A 22,899-nucleotide genomic window follows, 5' to 3' on the forward strand; every position below is an offset into this window, starting at 1 on the left:
CTCGCTCGGCTGTGGGATCGGTTGAAAGGTGTCGGTCGGACGCGGCTCAGGCCCGCGCGCCGGTATCGGGTGCGTCGCCGGGCCAGCGCACGGCCACCACGATGCAGACGGCGACGAGCACGGCCGCGACGGCGAACGCGTGCGACGCGCCGGCCACGATCGCCGCGCCCTGGCCCGCGACCAGCGCGCCGAGTGCCGCGACGCCGATCGCGGCGCCCACCTGGCGCGCGGTGTTGAGGATCGCGGAAGCCGTCGCCGAACGGCCAGCCTCGACGCTGCCGAGCATCGTCGACGTCAGCGCGGGAATCGCGATCCCGCCGCCGACGGCCATCGCTGCGAGCCCCGGCGCCAGCAGGATGTACGGCGTGTGCGCGGCGAGCGTGTGCCATAACCACGCGTAGCCCGCGAGCGACACGGCGAGGCCGATGATGACGGTCGCGCGGAACCCGTACCTGACGGCGAGCCGCGCACTCGCGATGTTGGCGAGCATGATGATCGTGAGCGGCGCGAGCGCGAGCCCCGATTCGGTCGCCGTGAAGCCGCGCGCGTTCTGGAAGTAGAGGCTGAGCGAGAAGATCAGCCCGTAGAACGAGGCGTTCGTAATCGCGCCGATCGCCAGCACGCCTGGCACACGCGGAATCCGGAAGAACGCCAGCTGCAGCATCGGTGCGGCCACGCGCCGTTCGATCGCGACGAACAATCCACCGAGCACGGCCGATGCGATCAGCGCGCCGGCCGCATACGGATCGCCGATACCCTGCGCGCCGGCCCGGATGATCCCGCCCGTCAGGAGGCCGAGTACCAGCACCGCGACGATCTGGCCGGCCGGATCGAACAGCCGCGTACGCGCGCCGGCCGAATCGCGCACGTGGCGCAGCGTGAGCCACAGCCCGATCGCGCAGATCGGCAGATTGATGAAGAAGATCGCGCGCCAGCCGAGCGAATCGATCAGCAGGCCGCCGAGCGTCGGCCCGGCCGCGCTGATTGCGCCGCCGGTCGCGCTCCACCACGCGACGGCTTTCACGCGCGCGGCGGAGTCGTTCGCACACGCATGCGTAATGAGCGCGAGAGAGGTGGGCAGGATCATCGCGGCGCCGACGCCCTGTGCGACCCGTGCGGCGATCAGTGCGGCGAGCGAAGGCGCGAGTGCGCAGCCGAGCGACGCGAGCAGGAACAGCACGAGGCCGTGCGCGAACAGCCGGCGGCTGCCGAAGCGGTCGGCCAGCGTGCCGGACGTCAGCAGCAGCGCGGCGAACGACAGCGTGTACGCATCGACGATCCACTGCAGCCCGTGAACGCTCGACCCGAATGAATGGCCGAGGCTCGGAATCGCGACGTTCACGACGGTTACGTCGAGCTGGACGATCGCGAAGCCGAGGCTTGCAGCCGCGACGGTCGGGAAGATCGCGCGCAGCGACGTGCGGGATGCCGGCGCGGCGGCGGCCAGTGCGCTGTCGAGCGCCGGAGCACGGTCGCTCATTGCGGCTCCCGGGCAGGATGGCTGGCGGGGCGGCACACCGGCAATGGCACGTCGTTTCCGGCGTCCTCGAAGAAGCAGCAGCGCGGCAGGTGGCATCGATTCATCTGGCGGGTTCCCGTATGGCGGATGAAGGGAGGCGGTTGCGCGTCGGGCGCGGGCCGCATCGTCGGATCCGACAGAAAACTAGCATCGACTCGCTAACGAATACAAATAATAACCAGCGATTTTTTAACAAGCATTCGTGTTAAAGGACGGCATCGATCGATGCGGCCGGCCGCGACTGCGTTGCTGAACTTATATCTATAATTTTTGTTTGCAATCGAATTAATATCATTTCGCAATGCAATGACGGTCTCCTAGTCTTGTCGAGCGCTTCGCACCGAGGACGGCCGAGCGCGGCGGTGATGCCCTACCGCTCTTCGACCCAGAATCTTTATACGAGAGACCTATGACCTATCTCGCAGATGAACGCATCGCATTGACGGCAGTGGAGTCCGCTCATATCCGCAAGACGCTCGGCGCGCTGGCCTACGATCCGGCCGGCGGCGCCGGCTACATCAGTGCGGTGCGCAAGCTCGCGTACAACGCGTTTCCCGACCGCATCGTCGACGCGTTCGACCGCGCGAAGGCGCCGACCGCGGACGCGCACGGTTCGATCGAGATCGACAACCTGCCGATCGACGACGACGTGAAGGGCAGCCCGCGGTTCGAGGAAACCGGCCGCTCGTTCAAGGCCGGCGTGCTGAGCGAGAACGTGCTGGTCGCGCTGAGCACGCTGGCCGGCGAGCCGTATTCGATTGCGCACGAAGGCCGCGAACTCGTGAACAACCTGACGCCGCACAAGACGACCGCGCGCGAGTACACGGGCCTCGGCTCCGAGGTCGAACTCGATTTCCATATCGAGAACGCCGCGCAGGCGCACATGCCGGAAGGCGATACGTCGCCGTTCGCGTTGCTGCTGCTCGGCGTGCGCAGCGAAGCCGGCGGCGGACCGTACACGCGGCTCGCCGATGCGCGTCGCGCGCTGGAGCGGCTGTCGCCGGACGACATCGCGCAGCTTTACGGCGAGCACTACATCATCCGCGTGCCGTACCGGTGGCGCGGCGCCGCGCCGACGCCGCGCGACAACACCGACCTGAGCGCCGTGCTGTCGGGGCCGCTCGACGCGCCGCGCGTGACGGTCGCGTTCTATCCGGACATGGTGCTGGCCGTCAACACGCGCGCCCAGGAGGCACTGGCCAACCTGTACCGCGCGGTGCGCGAGGTGTCGTTCGGCGTCCAGGTGTCGCCGGGCAAGCTGGTGCTGATCAACAACCACTTCACGCTGCATTCGCGCGACCGCTTCGATCCGCAATACGACGAGAACGATCGCGCGTTCCGCTGGGTGCAGCGCGTGTTCGTCGCGCGCAGCCTGTGGAATTTCCGTTCGTTCACGCCGCTGCAGGCGCGCGTGTTCGATCCGAAGGCGCTGTACGCGGGCGAGTCGCCGCAGGCGAGGCAGCCGTCGCGCGTCGCGCAACCGGCGCCGCAGCGCGCGACCGCGGCCGAACTCGAGGCAACGCCCGCGTGAGAGACCGGGCGGGGCGGCGACGTGCGCGACACGTCGATGGCCCCACTCGCGGTTGCCCGACGCATCATCGAATAACAAAGGATTGCACAAGACATGAGAAGAACGACTTTCCCCGTTGCGCGCATCGCTCGCGCGCTGGCTGCAATTGTGATCAGCGGCAGCGTCGCCGCGCACGCCGCGACGTTCGACCTGAGCCCCGAGCAACCGGGCCGGCAGCGCGGCACCGTGAATCCGGCGGTCGAACAGGCGGTGCCGGGCGGCTTCAAGTTTGCCGAAGCGAACACGCTGACGATCGGCATCGCGCCGAACCTGCCGCCGCTCAGCACGTATGCGACGGATGCACGGACCGTCGTGGGCTTCGATCCCGATCTCGCACAGCTGATCGCGGACAGTGTCGGCCGCAAGCTGAAGATCGTACCGCTCGCGTGGGCCGACTGGCCGCTCGCGCTGCAGTCCGGCAAGGTCGATGCGGTGATCTCGAACGTGACCGTCACCGAGCAGCGCAAGGAGAAGTTCGACTTCTCGACCTACCGGAAGGATCAGGTCGGCTTCTACGTGAAGAACGGCAGCAAGCTTGCCGCGATCCGCGAGCCGAAGGATGTCGCCGGGCTGCGCGTCGTGACCGATTCGGGCACGAACCAGGAAAAGATCCTGCTCGAATGGAACCGGCAGAACGTCGCACGCGGTCTCGCGCCGGTCGAGATCCAGTATTACCCGGATGCGGCGGAGCGCTGGGTCGCGCTGCAGTCGGGACGCGTCGACACGATCTTCAGCGTGAATTCGATGCTCGCGTACCAGGCGTCGCTGCGCGGCGATGCGAAGCTGATCGGCACCGTGAGCGGCGGCTGGCCGCGCACCGCCGACATCGCGATTACGACGCGCAAGGGCAGCGGCCTCGCCGAGCCGCTGACGCTCGCGATCAATGCACTGATCGCGAACGGCAGCTACCGGAAGGTGCTCGGCCGCTGGAGCCTCGATGCCGAAGCGATCGACCAGTCGCAGACCAATCCGCCGGGACTGCCGCGCACATGAGCGCCGCGCGCGGCGCCGATCACGTGATCGGCCACTGCAGGATCACGATGGCGTCGTTGTAGTCGCGGTCGGCGCCGTCTTCCGCACCGAGCCAGCCGAGCCAGACCGTATCGCCTGCGGACAGCGGTGCGAGCCGCGCATCGGTCGCGGATGGCCTGCCGTTGGCCGACGCGTCGATCCGGATCTTGCCGCCCCGCGAGTTCAGCGTGAACTGCCTGACGCCGTCGTTGCCGTTGCCGGTGAACGGTGCGGCCGGTTCCGGCGCGTCGGCGATGAACAGCTTCAGGTCCTGCCGGTCGGCGACATTCGCGTAGAAGGTAGCCTTGAAATCGGTGTTCGGCGGCAGCGTGAAGTTGCCGTTGCGGCCGCCATCGCCTTGTGCCGCAAGGCGTTTCGCCGAATTAGGCAGGTGCCGAAGCGACGGCGAATGCAGATTATCCCGTTTGATTGACTGTGGAAGCTGTAAAGGTAAACAGGTCGTTAATAATATTTAAAGCGGCAATTTTAAAATCGGAATCAATCGATTCGATATGCCACATAAATAACGCGACATTGAATCTGTTAATCGATTGGTCGATTATCCGAGGGGGGAAAGGCCGAGAAGCCGCTTACCGGTACGTCCACAGCCGATGCAGCACGAACGTCGTCGGCGGGATCAGCAGCGCGATCGCGACGATGCTCATCCCGCGCGACAGGTCGAGCGCTTCGGCGCCGCGCGCGAGCAGCATGGTCTCGATGAAGCCGGCCAGCGTGACCGCGAGAAAGCGCACCATATTGCGCGTGCGCACCGTCGACGAGAAGCTCCACAGCGTATTCGCGAGATACGAGAATGCCGTGGCGCAGAGGAAGGCGACCGCGTTCGCGGTCACCAGCGTTGCATCGAACAGCGCGAACATGGCGGCGGCGACCAGCGTGTGGATCGCGGTCGAGCAGAGTCCGGACACGCCGAAGCGCACGAGCCGCGTGCGTTCGGCGTAGAGCAGGTCGATCATGGCGGCTCGCGTGCGTCAGCGGGTGCCGATCCGTGCGCGGATCGGCTGCGCACGGCGGCGGGCGGCCAGGCGGCGCGCGTCGCGCGCAACCGGGAGCTCGATCACCTTGCCGTGCGCCTGGTAGCGGCGGCGGATCAGGTAGACGGGCCGTTGCTTCGACTCGTCGTAAATCCGCCCGACGTATTCGCCGACGACACCGATCCCGATCAGCTCGATGCCGCCGATGAACAGCGTGACCGAGATCAGCGATGCGTAGCCGAGCACCGGATTGCCGAACAGCAGCGTGCGGAAGATGATGAAGCTGCCGTACAGGAACGCGAGCGCGGCGATGCCGACGCCGATGTAGGTCCAGCTGCGCAGCGGCACGGTGCTGAAGCTGGTGATGCCTTCCAGCGCGAAATTCCACAGCTTCCAGCCGGAGAACTTCGAATGCCCGGCGCTGCGCGGGTCACGCTGGTATTCGACGATCACGGTCTTGTAGCCGACCCACGCGAACAGCCCCTTCATGAAGCGGTGCCGCTCGGGCAGGCTGCGCAGCGCATTCACGACCTTGCGGTCCATCAACCGGAAATCGCCGACGTTCTCCGGCAGCTTCACGTCCGACAGCATGTTGTGCACGCGGTAGTAGATCGCCGCGGCGGTACGCTTCGCGAACGAATCGCACGCGCGGTTGCTGCGTTTCGCGGCGACGACTTCCGCGCCGTCGCGCCAGTGTTCGATCATCACGGGGATCAGGCTGGGCGGATCCTGCAGGTCGGCGTCGAGCGGAATCACCGCGTCGCCGCTGGCTTCGTCGAGGCCGGCCGTCAATGCCGCTTCCTTGCCGAAGTTGCGGGTGAGGTCGATCACGCGCACGCGCCGCTCGGTGGCGCTGATCCGCACCAGACGCTCGAGCGTGTCGTCGCGGCTGCCGTCGTTCACGCAGACGATCTCGAAGCGGATCGCGTCGATGGCCGTCAGCAACGGAATGACGACGTCGAAGAAGCGCTCGACGGCCTCGCCTTCGTTATAGAACGGCACGACCAGCGAAACGAGCGGTGAATAGAGTGGTTCCCGCATGATGACTCCCCTTGTAATGTCGCGTCACCGGTCGGCGCCGATGGTCGGGCGGCCGGTGCGGCGCATTCCGTACGCCGGGCGGTGGTGCGGCCGGAGCGGATGAGCAAACCCGGTCTCGGTCGAGTGGTCGCGCGCGTCGGGCATCGACGGCACGTCGTGTCTTTCCTGGGCGACCCGGCCGACGAGCAGCGCGAGCGACGCCAGCGTGACGAGCGGCATGAACTGGAACGGCAGGTGCGGCATGACCGCGAGGCCGGCGAGCGGCATCAGCCACAGCAGCATCAGCCATTCGCGATCGAAGCGCCGCCAGCCGTGGGTCCACGCATAGCGGGCGTACCACGCGATCACGAGGCCGTACCAGGTCAGGTCGTAGTCGTACAGGTAAGGGCTGACGAGCAGGCATGCGCATACGAGGGTCGCGGCGCGCAGTGCGTAGGAACATGCGCCGCGCCATGCGTAGACGACGGCGATCGCGGCTGATGCTGCCGACAGGAGTTGCAGGCCGCTTGCGACATAGGCCGGCCAGCCTGCCATCGTGGCCAGCGCGAAGACGGTCGGCATCCGTGCGAGCTTGGCGTGGCCTGCGCCGACGATCTGGTAGACATTGTGCATCTCGTGCGCGAACGCGAACCACGAATCGGCGCCGAATGCGAGCGCCGCGAGTGCGGCGCAGCCGGCAATCGTCGCGGCCCATGCGGCCAGCGCGCGCCATTGGCCGGCGCACAGCAGCGCGAGCGGGAACAGTACCGCGAGCTGCGGCTTCATCGTCAGCAAGCCGAAGCAGATGCCCGTGACGACGGGGCGGCGGTTCAGCGCGAGCAGGCCGACGCCGGCGAGCATCGCGGTGAAGAGGCTGGTCTGGCCGACGATCACGGTAAGGAATGCGCCGGGGAACGCGAGCGCGCACAGCCAGGCGGCATTGCGCTGCACGGTCGCGCGGATCGTCGCGGCGAACAGCGCATAGGTGACGGCGAGCCATAGCATGAGCGCCAGCGTGTACGGCAGCCAGCCGAGCGGCAACACGAGCAGCAGCATCGTCGGCGGATAGAGCCAGGGCTGCGTGCCGTCCATAAGGGTCATCGTCGGAACGGCCAGCTTCTGAACCGCGAACAGCGTGGGGAAACGCCACGCGTCAGCGCCGTGACCGTGCACGGCGAGCCACGCGGCGCTCCAGATTGGCGAGAAATCTGGCGACAGCGGTTCCGGCGCGCCGTTGTTCGACAGGATCACGCGGATCAAGTAGATGCCGATGAACAGCAGTTCGGTCAGCAGCGCGGCGGCTGCATAAAGGCGTACGCGGTCGCGATTGAGCCAGTGCGGGTAGCGGCGCGGGCCCGCGATCGGGAGTTCCGGATGCGCGTCGATGGCGGAATGCACATGGCGCGCGAACGAAGGCGCTTTCATTGCGTGCCCCGTGACGCCCGCGCCGTGCGACGCAAGACGACGAACAGTACCGCGAGCAGCACGACCGGCCCGATTTGCGGCAGCTTCGTCAACCGATTGAACATCTCGAAGGCCGGCAGCAGCCACGCGATCACGAGGATGCCCTGGTCGCCGGGCAGCCAGCCTTCGTCGAGACCGTGCGCGATCAGGCAAAAGACCGCGATGCCGAGCCAGGTGAGTTCGTAATGCCACAGATAAGGCGTCGTCAGTAGCGTGGCGACCGCCAGCACCGCGCCGCGCAGGCGCATGTCGTGCGTCCGGCGCCACACGCTGACGGCCGCGGCGATCGCGAGCAGCGCGACCGCCGCCTGGGCGGCCAGCGCGGCGGCGACCGGTGCGCCGGCGAGCCGCAGCGCGGCGAACGGCGTCGGCGACGCGAGCCAGTACGACGCGAGCATGAAATGCTGCTCGCGTACCGTCGACATGGCATGAGACAACCCGTGCAGCGCGGCCGGGCCGGCCAGTGCGACGCCGGCGGCCGCGAGCAGCGCCGCGCTGATCGCGGCCGCCGCGAAGGTGCGCCACGCACGCGTCGCGATCAGCACGAACGGGAACACGACAGCGAGTTGCGGCTTGATCGCGAGCAGCCCGATCAGCACGCCCGCCACGACCGGACGCTTGCCGAGCAGATGCAGCGCGAGCGCGGCGAGGCCGGCGGTCAGGATGCTGTTCTGGCCGAACAGCGCGGACATGCACGCCGCCGAATACGCGGCGACGACGAGCGCCGCGGCACGCGGCACAGGAAGATGCGCGCGCAGTCCCGACAAGCGCGAGACGGCGAACGCATAGCATAAAAGACTGCCCGCGAAAAAGAGGAAGTAAGCGGGCAGGAAAGGCACGAGGGCAACCGGCGCGATGAACAGCAGCATCGTCGGGGGATAGAGCCAGGGAAGCGGCCGGCTTTGTAGAGACGCACCGAAGTGCGCGAACTCGGCCTGCGCGAATGACGAAGGGTCGTAGGCCGATGCGGCATGGCCTTGCAACACGAGATGCGATGCGGTCCAGAAGACCGAGAAATCGGTGCCGGGGCGGACGACGGCGTTCGACGTGAAGCCGTCGGTCACGACGCCCCACACGACCACCAGTGCGACGAAGAGCATCAGCATGATGCAACTGTACGGAATGATCCGGTCCGCTGTCAGCCATTGAGCACAGCGTATGGCGCGATCGCGCGTTTCACGATTGGCTATGTACATGATGCCCCGTCTGTCGTAGTGGCTGCGTGGTCTGTCGCAGCCGTTTGATGTAGTTGTGCCTGCGGATCGAATCGCGTTGAAACGGCGTTGTCCGGTGAATTCATTGTTGAAGAAAAAATCGCGTGATGCAAATCACGCACTGACTGCCGGAATTTCGATTGCCGAGTGACGGCCTTGAAAACCGTGTTTTCAAGTATGAAAAATCGGGGTAATCGGGTTTCGTGTTTCTGGCTTGAAACATTCCGCGATTTTCACCGGCGTTGCATCCCGCCGAACGCACGGCGCGGGACCGGCGTGCCGCGTCCGGGAAAGTCCCGACGAAATTTTTTCCGCCCTTTGTGCAGCGCGGCGGCGGGCATTCTGACCGACCGTGTCGGCCGCCGCGGGCCGTTCATATTTGAAACATTTCGGGCATCGCACCGTTGGCCGGGGAAGGGGGAAATCGCCGGAACCCTTGATACGCCACGATTTCACTCGGGATGGCCTGCTCTTTGCGTAAGCGTTGGCACGGCAGTCGACGATGTGACGACCAGGCGGTTCCGAAGACAGACACATGGAACCGGCTGCGGAGCCAGCGGGAAAAATGACCGGAGCGCGTCGGGGAACACGCAGCGCCAGGCCGATGAACCGCGATATCAGTCGTCGATCGACCAACCAGACCCGGATTCTTCAGGGCAATAAGAAATCGGCATGCAGCACATGGGGAATAAAAATGAAAGACCACAGCACATCGCGGATCGCAAGCCGCGTTAAAGACACATTGCGGTTTTGCGGGGAGTTCATTTCCCGTTCAATTGAATTCCATGCGTCGAACGGCCGTCGTGCCGTTCCGGTTCGTCGACAAGCCCGGTTCATCCGGCTGGTCGCACCGCACACGCCTCTCTCGCGCTCCGCTTCACTGATTCCCGTTCGCACGGACACGGGTGTACATCCCCGTTCCCGCAGCTGAGCGTCGCGCTCCGATTTTTCGTGTAGTGCCGGTGGTGCCCACCCCCGACGTCTTGACCGACGAAGGGTATTTCATAGCAGTCCGAAAGGAGAGTGCTCATGTCGAGAATCATCGAAAAGATCGCCTGGTTCGCTCAGGATCAGGGCGGTGTGACGGCCATTGAATACGGCCTGATCGCCGCGCTGATCGCGATCGGCATCGTCGCCGCGTTGACGACGATCGGTACAGATCTGAAGACCGTGTTCAGTACGGTCGCCGACGATCTGGACTCTGTAGTAGCAGCAATTTGATGAACGGTACGGCGGACGGCTCCTCCGAACTGTTCGTCGGCACCACACGGCATCAACAACATGCCTCGACGTATCGATGCCGGATCATTCGATCCAGCCGGCACGCGAGGGCTTCGAAAGTGACTACGAAAGGAGATTCATCATGTCCAAGTTCATTCAACAAGCCGGCCGTTTCATTCGCGACGAAGACGGCGTGACCGCCATCGAATACGGCCTGATCGCCGCCCTGATCGCCATCGGCATCATCGCGGCGCTGTCGACGGTCGGCAAGGACCTCAAAACCGTGTTCACCACGATCGCGGACGACCTCGATTCGGCGGTCGCAGCCATCTGATGGACCGTGCCGCGGACGGCTCGGCTGGTGCAGTGCTCGAGCCGTCCCCGGCCATCTGATCAACCTGGAACCGGAGGCCATCATGCAAGCCAAGATGCGTGCCGTCTGTCGCTGGATCGTCGACGAGCTGGGCGTGACGTCGATCGAATATGCGTTGCTCGCGGCGATGTTCGCCACCGCAGTGCTGGGCAGCGTCGTCACGCTGAAAGGCTCGCTTGCCGACACGTACGAGGTGATTGCAGCGGCCGTGACGGCTGCGGTCACCACCGCGCTGGCGTTGGTTTCCTGATTCAACGATTCGATCCGAGAGGTTCGCCATGTTACCTGTTGCGCCGCCTTACCCGGTCCCGTTGTGCGTGACGCTGCTCGCCGTCGCCGCGGCCAGCACGGACATCGCAACCCGCCGCATTCCGAACCGCCTCGTCGCGGTCGGGCTCGTCGGCGCGCTGGTCGCGCAGTGCATGCTGCACGGCGTCCTGGCCGGCGCACTCGGGTGGCTCGCGGGGGCAGCGACCGGCTTCGGGCTGCTGTTGCCGTTCTATCTGTTGCGCGGGATGGCGGCCGGCGACGTGAAGCTGATGCTCGCGATCGGCGCATGGGTCGGGGCGGAAATGACGTTCTACATCGTGCTGGCCACGTTCCTGGCCGGCGGGATCGGCGCCATCGCGTTCGCGCTGCTGCGCGGCCGGATGCGCCAGATGTGGGCGAACGTCCGCGTGCTGATCGCGCGTCGTTCGCAAGGGGCGCACGGAGAAGCCGCCGGCGGCCCCGTGGAAATCGCATCGGTCGGCACGCTGCCGTATGGCGTGGCGATCGCGGCCGGCACGCTGGGCATGTTGTTCGTGTCGTGTGCATAGCGCGACGAACACGCAACGAGGACGGAGCGACCATGAACACGAATCACACCGAACCGAGACGCGACGCGCAGGTGGCGCACCTGCCCGATCCGCTGCCGTCTCGGGAAGCCCATACCAAACTGGGCACGCAGTTGCCGACGGCGCCGCGCACGCTCGAGGAAACCGGGCTGAGCATGACGTTCGTAGCAGGGCTCGTGCTGAAGTCGACGCTGGTGCTTGGCCGCCCGTCGTACGGCGACCTGGTCGAGCGGCACTGCCTGCCGCTCGCGGTGCTCGACGACGTCTTCGCGTTCCTGGTGCGCGAGCGTCTCGTCGAACTCACCCATCGCGGTGCGACCGATCTCGATGTGTCGTTCCGCTTGACGGACGCGGGCCGCGTAATGGCGCTCGAGGAACGGACGCGCAGCGGCTACAGCGGTCCCGCACCGGTGACGCTCGACGCGTATCTCGCTTGCCTGGACAAGCATTCGGTACGCAAGCTGCAGATCAACCAGAGCGACGTGTGGGCCGCGTTCGAAGGCATCGTGATCGACACGTCGATCCTCGATGCGGCGGCCGCGGCGTTGAATTCGGGCCGGCCGTTGCTGATCTACGGCCCGGCCGGCAGCGGCAAGACCTTCCTCGCCGAGCGGCTCGGCTCGCTGATGAACGGCCACGTGCCGGTGCCGTACGCGATCTATGCGGCCGGTGAAGTGATCCAGATCTACGATCCGCTCGTGCATGTCGACGCGGGATTGCGGGCCGGCGGCCAGTCGGTCGACCGCCGCTGGCGCCTGTGCGAACGGCCGATCGTGATGTCTGGCGGCGAGTTGACGCTCGACGAGCTCGATCTCCGCCGCGACGAAGCCGCCGGTTTCTACCAGGCACCGCCGCACATTAAGGCCAACATGGGCATGTACGTCGTCGACGATCTCGGCCGCCAGCGCGTCGAACCGCGCGACCTGCTCAATCGCTGGCTGCGCCCGCTCGATCGTGGCGTCGATTTCTTGACGCTCGAATCCGGCAATCGCTTCGTGATGCCGTTCGACGTGTGGCCGGTGTTCTCGAGCAACCTGTCGCCGGAACAGATCTGCGACGACGCGTTCCTGCGCCGCCTCGGATCGAAGCTGCACGTCGGCGCGATGTCGATCGACGACTACCGCGCCGTGTACAACGCGGCCTGCGCATCGCTCGGACTCGTCTCGGCGAGCGATGCCTTCGACTACCTGCTGCATCGGCTGCACCTGCCGACCGGCAAGGCGTTTCTCGCGTGCTTTCCGGCGGACCTGCTGCGCCTCGTGGCCGCCGGCGCGCGTTACCGCGGCGATCCGCCCGAAGTGACGCACGACGCGCTGTACGACGCGTGGGCGAGTTATTTCGGCGCAGCGCCTGAACGGGACGGCAGCCATCCGCCGCCCGTCGAGCGCGGGGGCCGTACGTTCGTCACCGGTTGAGCGGTTTCTTTCACGATTCGTCGAGGAGCATTGCCATGAAAAACAGTCGAGCGGTCATGATGCTGGTCGTCGCGATGGTCGCGGGTCTTGCCGCGGTCGTGTTCGCGTCCCACTGGCTGGTGCAGACATCCACGAGCTCGGTGACGCCGGTCGCGGTCGCCACCACCGACCTGAACCTGGGCGAACCGCTCGGGCCGAACCAGATCCACATGGTCAGCTGGCCGTCGGGCAGCGTGCCTACCGGCGCGTTCACCGATACCAAGGCGCTCGAAGGGCGCGTCGTACGCACCAGCCTGTCGCGAGACGAGCCGGTGATCGAATCGAAGCTCGCGCCGATCGGCACCAAGGGCGGGTTGTCTGCGGTGATCGCCGACGGCAGCCGCGCGATCACGGTGCGCGTGAACGACGTGGTCGGCGTCGCGGGCTTCGCGCTGCCGGGCAACTACGTCGACGTGATCGTCAACACGCAGGAACAGCAGGGCAAGACCGACGGGCAGAGCATCTCCAAGATCGTGCTCGAGCACATCCTCGTGCTGGCCGTCGCGCAGCAGGTCAGCCGCGACGACACCGCACCGAAGGTCGTCAACGCGGTGACGCTGGAAGTCACGCCCGACCAGGCCGAACGGCTCGACCTCGCGCGCAGCGTCGGCACGCTGTCGCTCGTGCTGCGCAACCAGGTCGACCAGAAGACGCTGAACACCGATGGCGCGACCAAGCTGACGCTGCTCGGCAAGGAACCCGTGCCCGAAGCGCCGCCGGCTCCCGCACACGTGCGGCCGGTACGCGTGCACGTCGCATCGCACGCAGCGCCGGAAGTGCGGCGCGACTGCGTCGGCGTGCTGACGGGCGTGAAGGGCAGCGTCGAGTGTTTCTGAAACAGATCAAACCAGCCAGATAAACAGATCGGCCGCCGGCCAGGCGCGGCGGCCTTGGAAGTCGATAACCGGCACGGCGCCGGTCTCTCGGGGGATCAGACGAAATGAAGATCAAACCGCAATGCACAGGTACCGGCCCACTGCGGACGCGCGTCGCACGGGGCACGATGATGGCCGCGATCCTCTGTTCGGGATGGCTGACCGTTTATGGCGCACTCGCGCAGGAAGGCGTCGAGTCGGCCGTGCTGACGAAGGGCGGCGCCAGCGCGCCGGCCGCGGTCGGCAAGGGGCCGATGCAGATGACGATCAGCATGGCGCCGGTGCCGGCCGCCGCGCCCGCCGCTTCGGCAGGGCCGCTGCGCGGGCCGAACTGCGTCGGCGCCGTGCGCGAGTCGACCAGCGTCAGCGTGCCGCTCGGCAAGTCGCTGCTGGTGCCGATGCCGGAGCCGGTCCGCAATCGGACGATCGGCAATCCGGCCGTCGCGCAGGCCACGATGGTGTCGCCGCAGACGCTGTACATCCTCGGGCTCGCAGTCGGCACGACCAACATGATCGTGCAGGGCAGGAGCGGGGCGTGCCGCGTGATCGACGTCGCGGTTGGAGCGGACGCGGGCGGCCTGCAGGCGTCGCTGCTGCAATTGATGCCGAACGAGCGCGACATCCACGTGTCGACCGCGGCCGGCACGATCGTGCTGGCGGGCACCGTGTCGAGTTCGCAGGCCGCGCAGCAGGCCGTGCAGATCGCACGCGCCTACGGCGACAGCGCCGGCGATCCCGCCGCGGGCGGCAAGGGCGGCGGTGGCGTGCTGAACATGCTCAACGTCACGTCGCCGCAGCAGGTGATGCTCGAGGTGAAGGTGGCCGAGGTGTCGAAGACGCTGATCAACCAGATGGGCAGCGCGTTCAACATCCAGGGCGGGTTCGGTTCGTGGAGCGGCGCGCTGGTCAGCAACCTGCTCGCGGGCGTCGCCAGCGGGGCCGTCTTCAACAAGGCGAACAACAAGCCGTTCAGCATCGCGGCCGACGCGCAGAACACCGATAACCTCGTCAAGATCCTCGCGGAGCCGAATCTCGTGACGATCAGCGGCCAGGAGGCGACCTTCCTCGCGGGCGGCAAGATCTTCATCCCGATCCCGCAGAGCGGTAGCAACGGCGTCTCGTCGATCACGCTGCAGGAAGAGGAGTTCGGCGTCGCACTGAAGTTCACGCCGACGGTGCTCGCCAACGGCCGCATCAGCCTGAAGGTCGCGCCGGAAGTGTCGGAGCTGTCGCAGACGGGCGTCACGCTGAGCGCGACCAACATCGGCGGCACGTCGATCCTGCCGCTGATCACGACACGGCGCGCGTCGACGACGGTGCAGATGGGCGACGGCGAATCGTTCGCGATCGGCGGGCTGATCAAGGACAACGCGACCGGTGCGCTGAAGGCGATCCCGGGTGTCGGCGAAGTGCCGGTGCTCGGCGCGCTGTTCCGCAGCACGTCGTTCCAGCAAGACCGCACCGAGCTGATCTTCCTGATCACGCCGCACCTGGTGAAGCCGCTGCAGACCGCGGACGTCGCGCTGCCGACCGACAGCTTCTCGAAGCCGAACGAAGCCGACGTGTATGCGACCGGCAACATGGAAGGCCGCGGCGGGGTTCGCAAGGCAGGCGCGCAACCCGCGAACGGCGCAGCAGCCGCACCGCAGGCACCGGCCCAGGCACCGGCCCAGGCGCCGGCCCCCGCACCGGCACCGCAATCAGAAGCGCCCGTCGGCCCGGCCGCCGCGCTGCCCGCACCGCGCGCGCCGCAAGGCGCCGATGCGCAACCGCCGGTGCTGGCCGAGCCGCAGAAGGTGCCTACGCCGGTGGTCGCCACCGTGCCGCAGCCCGACACGTCGAACGCGGCCCGCATTGCGCGCATCGAAGCCACCGCCGCGCGCCTCGCGGCAGGCGGCCCCGACACGTCGGCCAAGCCGGCGGCGCGACCGAAGCACCGGGTGACGGCAGCGCAGGCGCAGGTCGCGCGTGCGGGCACCGAACCCCAGTCCACCGATCGTTGAAGCCATCCAAGGGGACACTCATGAAAACCGCCTACCTCGTATTCGTGCGCCGTGCGGCGCTCGCCGTCCCGCTCGCGTTCGCGCTTGCCGGCTGCATGTCGTCGACCCCGGTGTGGGACAGCCGCTTCGGCGATTCGGTCCGCACCGTAATGCAGGCCCAGATCATCGATCCGCATGCCGGCGAACACCCGGCATCGGCATCGGGCGTCGACGGCGGCGCCGCAGCGGCCGCGCTCGACAACTACGACAAGTCCTTCAAGCAAGCCGTGCCACCTGCCAATGCCTTCGTGATCGGCATCGGCAAGTCCACCCAGTAACGACAGGACACTCAGGGAGAATGCCATGAACAGCGCAGCCCGCCATCCGAAAGTCACGCGGCGCAACCTGCACCGCCAGCGCGGTGCCGTCGCGATCATCGTCGGTCTCGCACTGGCGGTGATGATCGGGTTCGTCGGTCTCGCGCTGGATCTCGGCAAGCTGTACGTTACGCGCAGCGAACTGCAGAACAGCGCCGATGCGTGCGCCCTGTCGGCTGCGCGCGACCTGACCGGGGCGATCAGCCTGTCCGTGGCCGAGGCGAACGGCATCGCCGCCGGTCATCTGAATTTCGTGTTCTTCCAGAACAAGTCGGTGCAGTTGTCGACGAATTCGAACGTCACGTTCAGCGACTCGCTGTCCAATCCGTTCCTGACGAAGAACTCGGTCACGACGCCGGCGAATATCAAGTACGTACAGTGCACGGCGACGTTGAGCAACATCGCGCACTGGTTCATCGAAGTGCTGAACGTGCTGCCGGGCACCAAGCTCGCGAATGCGGCCGAAGTGTCGGCGAGTGCGATTGCGACGGTCGGCGGCGGGCAGACAGCGTGCGCGATCCCGGTGTTCGTGTGCCGCGCCACGGGCGCGCCGTCCTACAACGTCGGCGACTGGATCACGTCGCCGTCCGGTTCGTCCTACGGGCCCGGCAACTTCGGCTGGGCGGCGCTCGACGGCTCGACGAACGAACCGACCCTCGCGAGCGAACTGTCGGGTAACACCTGCAATATCACGAGCCCGCCCGATCTCGGCACCACGGGCCTGAAGTCGGCTTCGCTGCGCGCTTGGAATACGCGCTTCGGCATCTATACGAACGGCGCCAACGGGTCCAGCGGTCAACCTGACTTCACCGGCTACGCGTATGTCGGCCCGAACTACGGGCCGCCCGGAACGGCGGGCATCAAGGGCGATGCGTATACGCAGTTCGTGATCGACCGCACAAGCTTCAAGTCCTACCAGGGCGACGGCGCGCCGCCGTCGGGCAGCGGGGTCGCCACCAACGGCACCGCGACGGCGAGCAACTACCAGACCTATGGCGGCGACCGCCGTGTTGCACTCGCCCCGGAAGGCGACTGCTCGTCGCTGAAGGGTAGCAGCGGCAAGGTGCATGTCACGCAATGGGATTGCGTGCTGATGCTCGATCCGTTGCCGTTCAGCCCCGGCAGCGGCAATGTCATAGCCCACCTCGAATACCTCGGCTCGTCCGTCTCCGGCAACAATCCGTGCGCGACGCACGGCTTGCCCGGCAGCGGCAGCGCGTCCGGGGTCCAAGTGCCGATGCTGGTTCAATAGGGAGAGGCGATCATGAAAAGGCCCCCGTTTCGCCGTTCGCGCACCCGTGGTGCCGTCGCCGTCGAGTTCGCGCTCGTGCTGATGCCGATGATCATGCTCGCGACCGGTGTGGCCGAGTTCGGCCGCGCGATCTACCAGTACGAGACGCTGACCAAGGCGACGCGCGACGCGGCGCGCTACCTGTCGGTCTGGCTGCCGACTGACAGCGCGTATCCGGTGTCGGCGGCGCAGTGTCTCGTCGTCTACGGCAGCACGACCTGCGGCAAGGACGGCACCGAGCTGGTGCCGGGGCTCAAGACCTCGATGGTGACCATCTGCGACGCGCAGCATACGACCGGTTGCAGCGACGCGTCCGACCCGGCGCAATTCTCGAACCTGCCGACCTACGACTCGAACAACAACGCTGCAAGCGGCACCGCGGCAGGCGCGATCAACGTCGTCGAAGTGAAGGTCACGGGCTACAAGTATCAGCCAATTCCTGCGTACCCGGCGTTACCGTCGATCACGTTCGACAACATCATTACCGTGATGAGGCAAGTGTCATGAACGCGCGCCCATTCCGCCGTCCGCACCGGCGCTCCGAGCGCGGCTCGGCGATCGTCGAGTTCGCGCTGATCTCGTGGGTGCTGATCATGCTGCTGATCGGCATCTTTGAATTCGGTCGCGTGCTGTTCTACTGGAACACAGCGAGCGAGGCTGTGCGCCTCGGCGCGCGCACGGCGGTGGTCTGCGACGTGAAGGCGGCAGGTGTCGTGAAGCGCGTGAAGTCCCTGCTGCCGCTGCTGTCGGACGCGAACGTGTCGGTCAGCTATACGCCGACGAGCTGCGACGTGAACTCGTGCGCGTTCGTGACCGTCAGCGTCACGAACGTCACCGTCAAGACGATGATCCCGTTCGTGAATGTCACGGTCACGATGCCGCCCTTCACGACGACGCTGCCGCGCGAAAGCCTGACTTCCGCGACCGGCGGCGCCAACTGCAACTGATCGAACAAACGAGGCACACGACATGATCAACATCCTCGTAGCTTCCGACGATACCGCGCGGCTCACGCAGATCGCGCGTCTCGTGGCCGACTGCGGACGCTATCGCGCGACGCGCGCGACCGGCCGCCCGTCGCAGATCGAGCATCGCACCGACGGACTCGACGCGTTCGATGTCCTGCTGGTCGACGGCACGTCGCTCGACCCGTCCGAACTGTCGGCAATCGAGCGCATCTGCCGTGCACACGTGAACCTGACCTGCATTCTCGTGACGGCGGACGCATCGCCGCACGTGCTGCTCGATGCGATGCGCGCAGGCGCGCGCGACGTGCTGCAGTGGCCGCTCGAGCCGCAGGCGCTCGCCAACGCGCTCGAACGGGCCGCCGCGCAAAGCACGCGGCGCGACACCGACGATACACGGATCGTGTCGTTCATGTCGTGCAAGGGTGGGGTCGGCACGAGCTTCGCGGCCAGCAACATCGCATTCGAGATCGCCGAGGGCTGCAAGCGCCGCGTGCTGCTGATCGACCTGAACCAGCAGTTCGCCGATGCGGCGTTCCTCGTCAGCGACGAAACCCCGCCGTCGACGCTGCCGCAGCTTTGTGCGCAGATCGAGCGGCTGGACAGCGCGTTTCTCGATGCGAGCGTCGCGCACGTGACGGAAAACTTCCATGTGCTCGCGGGCGCCGGCGACCCGGTCAAGGCCGCCGAGATGCGCGAGGACGCGCTCGAATGGATCCTGGGCGTCGCCGCGCCGCGCTACGACTTCGTGATCTTCGACGTCGGCGTTGGCATCAATCCGCTGACGATGGTCGCACTGGATCGCAGCGACCAGATCCAGATCGTGCTGCAACCCGCGATGCCGCACGTGCGCGCCGGCCGCCGGCTGCTGGAGATCCTCGTGTCGCTCGGCTACTCGACCGATCAGATGCGGCTGATCGTGAACCGCACGACGCGCACGAGCGAGCGCACCCGCACCGCGCTCGAGGAAGTGCTGGGCCTGCAGGCGGCCTGCGCGATTCCCGACGATGCCGACACCGTGCTAGAGGCGATTAACCAGGGCCATCCGGTGTCGCGGCTCGCGCGCGGCACGGCGGTCGTGCGTGCGTTGCAGGGGTATGCGAAAAAACTCGTCGACGGGGAGGTGCGCGCCGGACATAGCGCGGCGAACAGCGAACCGTTGATGTCCAGGCTCTTCGGCCGCAAGGCCACGCCGAAGCTCAAGTCCATGTAACTCTCTCGGGGAACCATCATGTCATTGCGCGAACAGATGTCGTTGCACCGGGCCCAGCCGCTGGCGACGGGCAGCGAGCCGGCCAGCCCGGCGCATTCGTCGGTACGCGACGCATACCAGAAACTGCGCCGCGAAATCCACCTGGCCGTACTCGAACGTGTCGAACTCGAACGCCTGTCGCGGCTGCCGCAGGATACGGTCCGCATGGAAATCGGCGCGCTGATCGCGCGCATCCTCGACGAGGGGCGGTTACCGGCGAACGACATCGAACGCCGGCAGCTCGCGGTCGACGTGTACGACGAGATGTTCGGCTTCGGCCCGCTCGAAGCGCTGCTGCGCGACCCCGGAATTTCCGACATCCTCGTGAATACGTACCGGCAGGTCTACGTCGAACGGTGCGGCCAGCTCGAACTGACCGACGTGACGTTCTACGACGACGCGCACCTGATGAAGGTGATCGAGAAGATCGTGTCGCGCGTCGGGCGCCGCATCGATGAATCGAGCCCGATGGTCGACGCGCGGCTGCCGGATGGCTCGCGTGTGAATGCGATCATCCCGCCATCCGCGATCGACGGGCCGCTGATGTCGATCCGGCGTTTCGCGGTCAACCCGCTCAAGATGGACGACCTCGTGCGCTACCACAGCCTGACGCCGCCGATGGCCGAGCTGCTCGACGCGCTGTCGCGCGCGAAGGTGAACGTGCTGGTGTCGGGCGGCACCGGCAGCGGCAAGACGACGCTGCTCAATATCCTGTCCGGTTACATTCCGCGCAACGAGCGGATCGTGACGATCGAGGACGCCGCCGAGCTGCAACTCCAGCAGCCGCACGTGCTGCGGCTCGAAACGCGCCCGCCGAACATCGAGGGCAAGGGCGAGATCACGCAGCGCACGCTGGTGCGCAACGCGCTGCGGATGCGGCCCGACCGGATCATCCTCGGCGAAGTGCGTGGCGCCGAAGCGCTCGACATGCTCAACGCGATGAACACCGGCCACGAAGGCTCGCTCGCGACGATTCACGCGAACACGCCGCGCGATGCGCTGACGCGGCTCGAGAACATGATCAGCGTCTCCGGGCTGTCGCTGCCGCCGAAGACGATGCGCCAGCAGATCGCGTCGGCGATCTCGGTGGTCGTTCAGGCGGCGAGGCTGACGGACGGCAAGCGCAAGATCGTCAGCATCCAGGAGCTGACCGGAATGGAAGGCGACATCATCAACATGCAGGAGATCTTCACGTTCAAGCGCACGGGCGTGGACCGCGACGGCTCGGTACGCGGCCACTTCTGCGCGACCGGCGTGCGGCCGAAGTTCGTCGAGCGGTTGCAGGCGTTCGGCATCAACCTGCCGGATTCGCTTTACGACCCGTCCCAGCGGTACGAGACGAACTGACGACAGGGCGCGTTTGCTGCCGGGGAGGCTTCATGAACACGATCTTTTACGGTTTTGTGATTCTCACCTTCGTCGCGGTCGTGCTGACGATCGAAGGGGGGTATCAGTGGTGGAACGCACGGCACGGCTTAGCCGCGCGCCGGATCGAATCGCGCATTCGCTCGATGTCGGCCGGCGGCAACGTGCAGCAGGAGCGGCTGTCGATCCTGAAGAAGCGGATGCTCGACGAATCGAAGCCGTTCGACCGGCTGCTGCTGCGCGTGCCGCGCGTGCACCGGCTCGATCTCGTGATCCAGCAATCGGGCCTCGACTGGACGCTGCCGAAGCTGATCGTACTCAGCGCGGTGTTCGCGGCGTTCGCCTGGATCGTGACGAGCTTCGCCACGCACATGCCGCTCGCCGCGCTGCCGGTCGCGCTGTTTGCCGGCTGCCTGCCGCTGATGTACGTGATGCGCTGCCGCGGGCGCCGGTTGCGCAAGCTCGAGCGGCAGTTGCCGGACATCTGCGACATGATCGCGCGCGCGCTGCGCTCCGGTCATTCGTTCACGAGCACGCTCGGGATGGTCGGCGACGAGTTTCCCGATCCGATGGGCGGCGAATTCCGCGTCACGTTCGACGAGGTCAACTACGGCGTGTCGCTGCATGACGCGCTGATGAACCTCACGACGCGCGTGCCGGTGCAGGACCTGCGCTATTTCGTGATCGCGGTGCTGATCCAGCGCGAGACGGGCGGCAACCTGGCCGAACTGCTCGACAGCATCGCCGCGCTGATCCGCGAGCGTTTCAAGCTGTTCGACAAGGTGCGCGTGCTGTCGGCGGAAGGGCGGTTGTCCGCGTGGATTCTCGGGCTGCTGCCGTTCGGTACCGCAGCGGTGATGGCGGTGCTGAACCGCGAGTTCCTGTCGGTGCTCTGGGAGGATCCGGCCGGGATCCGGATGGTCGGCACGATGCTCGTGTCGATGGCGTTCGGTCTGTTCTGGATCCGCCGCATTGTCCGCATTCGCGTCTGACGCGCGAGTCGAATAACGAACCGTAGCGAGGCTGTCATGCAAAACCTGAGCGTGGTCCAGGCCGTGATGCTGGGCGGCTTGTTCATCTTCGTAGCCGGCGGTGTGCTCGTCGGGATGCTGCTGTTCGCGCCGCGCAGCATCCAGCGCCGGATCCAGCAGGCCGGCGGTGCCGGTGCGGGCGCCGTCGCGGGCACCGGCGGCGACGACGATCTGACGTCGCGCTGGGTCGCGAAGCTGGTCGAGCTGTCCACCCCGATCTCGAAGCTGTCGGTGCCGAAGGACGGCTGGGAGAATTCACCGCTGCGCATCCGGCTCATGAATGCCGGCTGGCGCAACCAGAGTGCGGCCGCGCTGTATTTCACCGCGAAGACGATGCTGGCGCTCGCGTTGCCGTGCGCGGCGCTGCTGGTGCTGATCACGACCTCGCTCGGCGACGAGCGCGCGTTGCTGTCGCTCATCCTCGTGGTGCTCGCCTGTATCGGCTACTACATCCCGAACATCGTGCTGTCGCAGCGGGTCAAGGTGCGCCAGCAAAAGATCTTCGAGGATTTCCCGGATGCGCTCGACCTGCTGACGGTATGCGTCGAAGCGGGGCTCGGGCTCGATGCGGCACTGATGAAGGTGAGCGAGGAACTGCGCTTCAGCAGCGAGGTGGTCGCGAGCGAACTCGACCTGCTGCTGCTCGAGATGCGCTCCGGCTTCACGAAGGAAACCGCGCTTCGCAATCTCGCGCTGCGCACCGGCGTGGAAGACATCGAATCGTTCTGCGCGATGCTGATCCAGGCCGATCGCTTCGGCACGAGCATCAGCGAATCGCTGCGCGTGCTGTCGGACATGTTGCGCACGCGGCGCCGGATGCGCGCGGAGGAGCGCGCGGCGAAGATCGCGCTGAAGCTGCTGTTTCCGCTGATCTTCTGCATCTTTCCCGCGCTGATGATGGTGCTGCTCGGGCCGGCGATGATCCACGTCTATCGCGTGCTGTTGCCGACGTTCGTGGGCATCGCGCAGTGAGCGGCGAGCCGGCGTGACGCCGGGTTCGCCGTAAGGAATGAACGTGCCGGCCCCGACCCATCCGTCGGCCGGCACGGCAACAGGCTTCATGGAGGCTCCCTCCCCAGGCGGCGCC

At 66.5% G+C, this 22,899-nt stretch carries 23 protein-coding genes; 17 read left to right on the forward strand and 6 right to left on the reverse strand.

The annotated features are described in order from the left end of the window. Window positions 1-46 precede the first annotated feature (46 nt). Window positions 47-1,480, reverse strand: a complete 1,434-nt coding sequence (locus U5809_RS01460; protein WP_322085177.1) for an MFS transporter — start codon at window positions 1,478-1,480, stop codon at window positions 47-49. Window positions 1,481-1,928: 448 nt separating this feature from the next. Here U5809_RS01460 and U5809_RS01465 point away from each other — a divergent pair, with 448 nt between their 5' ends. Both U5809_RS01465 and U5809_RS01470 read left to right on the forward strand, forming a co-directional pair. Further along, window positions 1,929-3,050 (forward strand): TauD/TfdA family dioxygenase, encoded by a 1,122-nt coding sequence (locus tag U5809_RS01465; protein WP_322085178.1) that lies wholly within the window; start codon window positions 1,929-1,931, stop codon window positions 3,048-3,050. 93 nt (window positions 3,051-3,143) lie between these two features. Further along, entirely contained in the window at window positions 3,144-4,082 is a 939-nt protein-coding gene (locus U5809_RS01470) for an ABC transporter substrate-binding protein (protein WP_322085179.1), read from the forward strand. A 19-nt stretch (window positions 4,083-4,101) separates the two neighbouring features. Here the strand turns inward: U5809_RS01470 and U5809_RS01475 are convergent, their stop codons facing one another. The 5 genes from U5809_RS01475 to U5809_RS01495 form a co-directional block, all read right to left on the reverse strand. Next, window positions 4,102-4,572, reverse strand: coding sequence for a fucose-binding lectin II (locus U5809_RS01475; RefSeq protein WP_322085437.1), 471 nt, complete (start codon window positions 4,570-4,572; stop codon window positions 4,102-4,104). A gap of 118 nt (window positions 4,573-4,690) precedes the next feature. Continuing rightward, entirely contained in the window at window positions 4,691-5,074 is a 384-nt protein-coding gene (locus U5809_RS01480) for a GtrA family protein (RefSeq protein ID WP_322085180.1), read from the reverse strand. 15 nt (window positions 5,075-5,089) lie between these two features. Beyond that, window positions 5,090-6,133 carry a glycosyltransferase family 2 protein gene (locus U5809_RS01485; RefSeq protein ID WP_322085181.1) on the reverse strand — a complete coding sequence of 348 codons (1,044 nt, stop codon included), beginning with the start codon at window positions 6,131-6,133 and terminating at the stop codon, window positions 5,090-5,092. Between the two features lie 24 nt (window positions 6,134-6,157). Then, window positions 6,158-7,537 carry a glycosyltransferase family 87 protein gene (locus tag U5809_RS01490; protein ID WP_322085182.1) on the reverse strand — a complete coding sequence of 460 codons (1,380 nt, stop codon included), beginning with the start codon at window positions 7,535-7,537 and terminating at the stop codon, window positions 6,158-6,160. After that, on the reverse strand, window positions 7,534-8,772 hold the full coding sequence (locus U5809_RS01495; RefSeq protein ID WP_322085183.1) for a glycosyltransferase family 87 protein: 1,239 nt from the start codon (window positions 8,770-8,772) through the stop codon (window positions 7,534-7,536). The genes U5809_RS01490 and U5809_RS01495 overlap by 4 nt, the downstream gene beginning before the upstream one ends. Before the next feature lie 1,047 nt (window positions 8,773-9,819). On the opposite strand from U5809_RS01495, the gene U5809_RS01500 reads away from it, so the two are divergent. The 15 genes from U5809_RS01500 (at window position 9,820) to U5809_RS01570 (ending at window position 22,784) form a co-directional block, all read left to right on the forward strand. Then, window positions 9,820-10,011, forward strand: coding sequence for a Flp family type IVb pilin (locus U5809_RS01500; RefSeq protein ID WP_322085184.1), 192 nt, complete (start codon window positions 9,820-9,822; stop codon window positions 10,009-10,011). 142 nt (window positions 10,012-10,153) lie between these two features. Further along, window positions 10,154-10,345: a Flp family type IVb pilin gene (locus U5809_RS01505; RefSeq protein WP_322085438.1), complete on the forward strand. Its 192-nt coding sequence runs from the start codon at window positions 10,154-10,156 to the stop codon at window positions 10,343-10,345. An 82-nt stretch (window positions 10,346-10,427) separates the two neighbouring features. Continuing rightward, complete coding sequence (locus tag U5809_RS01510) at window positions 10,428-10,634, forward strand: Flp family type IVb pilin (protein ID WP_322085185.1); 207 nt, start codon at window positions 10,428-10,430, stop codon at window positions 10,632-10,634. A gap of 28 nt (window positions 10,635-10,662) precedes the next feature. Next, on the forward strand, window positions 10,663-11,202 hold the full coding sequence (locus tag U5809_RS01515) for a prepilin peptidase (protein WP_322085186.1): 540 nt from the start codon (window positions 10,663-10,665) through the stop codon (window positions 11,200-11,202). A 32-nt stretch (window positions 11,203-11,234) separates the two neighbouring features. Further along, window positions 11,235-12,635, forward strand: coding sequence for an ATP-binding protein (locus tag U5809_RS01520; protein ID WP_322085187.1), 1,401 nt, complete (start codon window positions 11,235-11,237; stop codon window positions 12,633-12,635). A 35-nt stretch (window positions 12,636-12,670) separates the two neighbouring features. After that, window positions 12,671-13,510 carry a Flp pilus assembly protein CpaB gene (cpaB, locus tag U5809_RS01525; protein WP_322085188.1) on the forward strand — a complete coding sequence of 280 codons (840 nt, stop codon included), beginning with the start codon at window positions 12,671-12,673 and terminating at the stop codon, window positions 13,508-13,510. Window positions 13,511-13,614: 104 nt separating this feature from the next. Continuing rightward, a complete protein-coding gene (locus U5809_RS01530; protein WP_322085189.1) occupies window positions 13,615-15,552 on the forward strand; it encodes a type II and III secretion system protein family protein in 1,938 nt (645 codons plus the stop codon). 20 nt (window positions 15,553-15,572) lie between these two features. Continuing rightward, window positions 15,573-15,869: a hypothetical protein gene (locus tag U5809_RS01535; protein WP_322085190.1), complete on the forward strand. Its 297-nt coding sequence runs from the start codon at window positions 15,573-15,575 to the stop codon at window positions 15,867-15,869. Between the two features lie 25 nt (window positions 15,870-15,894). Next, window positions 15,895-17,160: a pilus assembly protein TadG-related protein gene (locus tag U5809_RS01540; RefSeq protein WP_322085191.1), complete on the forward strand. Its 1,266-nt coding sequence runs from the start codon at window positions 15,895-15,897 to the stop codon at window positions 17,158-17,160. A gap of 12 nt (window positions 17,161-17,172) precedes the next feature. Continuing rightward, window positions 17,173-17,706 carry a TadE/TadG family type IV pilus assembly protein gene (locus U5809_RS01545; protein ID WP_322085192.1) on the forward strand — a complete coding sequence of 178 codons (534 nt, stop codon included), beginning with the start codon at window positions 17,173-17,175 and terminating at the stop codon, window positions 17,704-17,706. After that, a complete protein-coding gene (locus U5809_RS01550; RefSeq protein WP_322085193.1) occupies window positions 17,703-18,146 on the forward strand; it encodes a TadE family protein in 444 nt (147 codons plus the stop codon). Before U5809_RS01545 ends, U5809_RS01550 begins: the two co-directional genes overlap by 4 nt. Window positions 18,147-18,168: 22 nt before the next feature. Then, complete coding sequence (locus U5809_RS01555) at window positions 18,169-19,377, forward strand: AAA family ATPase (protein ID WP_322085194.1); 1,209 nt, start codon at window positions 18,169-18,171, stop codon at window positions 19,375-19,377. Window positions 19,378-19,395: 18 nt separating this feature from the next. Beyond that, window positions 19,396-20,763 carry a CpaF family protein gene (locus U5809_RS01560; protein ID WP_322085195.1) on the forward strand — a complete coding sequence of 456 codons (1,368 nt, stop codon included), beginning with the start codon at window positions 19,396-19,398 and terminating at the stop codon, window positions 20,761-20,763. A 32-nt stretch (window positions 20,764-20,795) separates the two neighbouring features. Then, the gene (locus U5809_RS01565; RefSeq protein WP_322085196.1) at window positions 20,796-21,773 is read left to right on the forward strand and encodes a type II secretion system F family protein; all 978 of its coding nucleotides are present in this window, start codon (window positions 20,796-20,798) and stop codon (window positions 21,771-21,773) included. A gap of 36 nt (window positions 21,774-21,809) precedes the next feature. Then, the gene (locus U5809_RS01570; protein WP_322085197.1) at window positions 21,810-22,784 is read left to right on the forward strand and encodes a type II secretion system F family protein; all 975 of its coding nucleotides are present in this window, start codon (window positions 21,810-21,812) and stop codon (window positions 22,782-22,784) included. Window positions 22,785-22,899 lie beyond the last annotated feature (115 nt).

This window comes from Burkholderia sp. BCC1999 (genome assembly GCF_905339975.1).
In the GTDB taxonomy this organism is placed as follows: Bacteria; Pseudomonadota; Gammaproteobacteria; order Burkholderiales; family Burkholderiaceae; genus Burkholderia.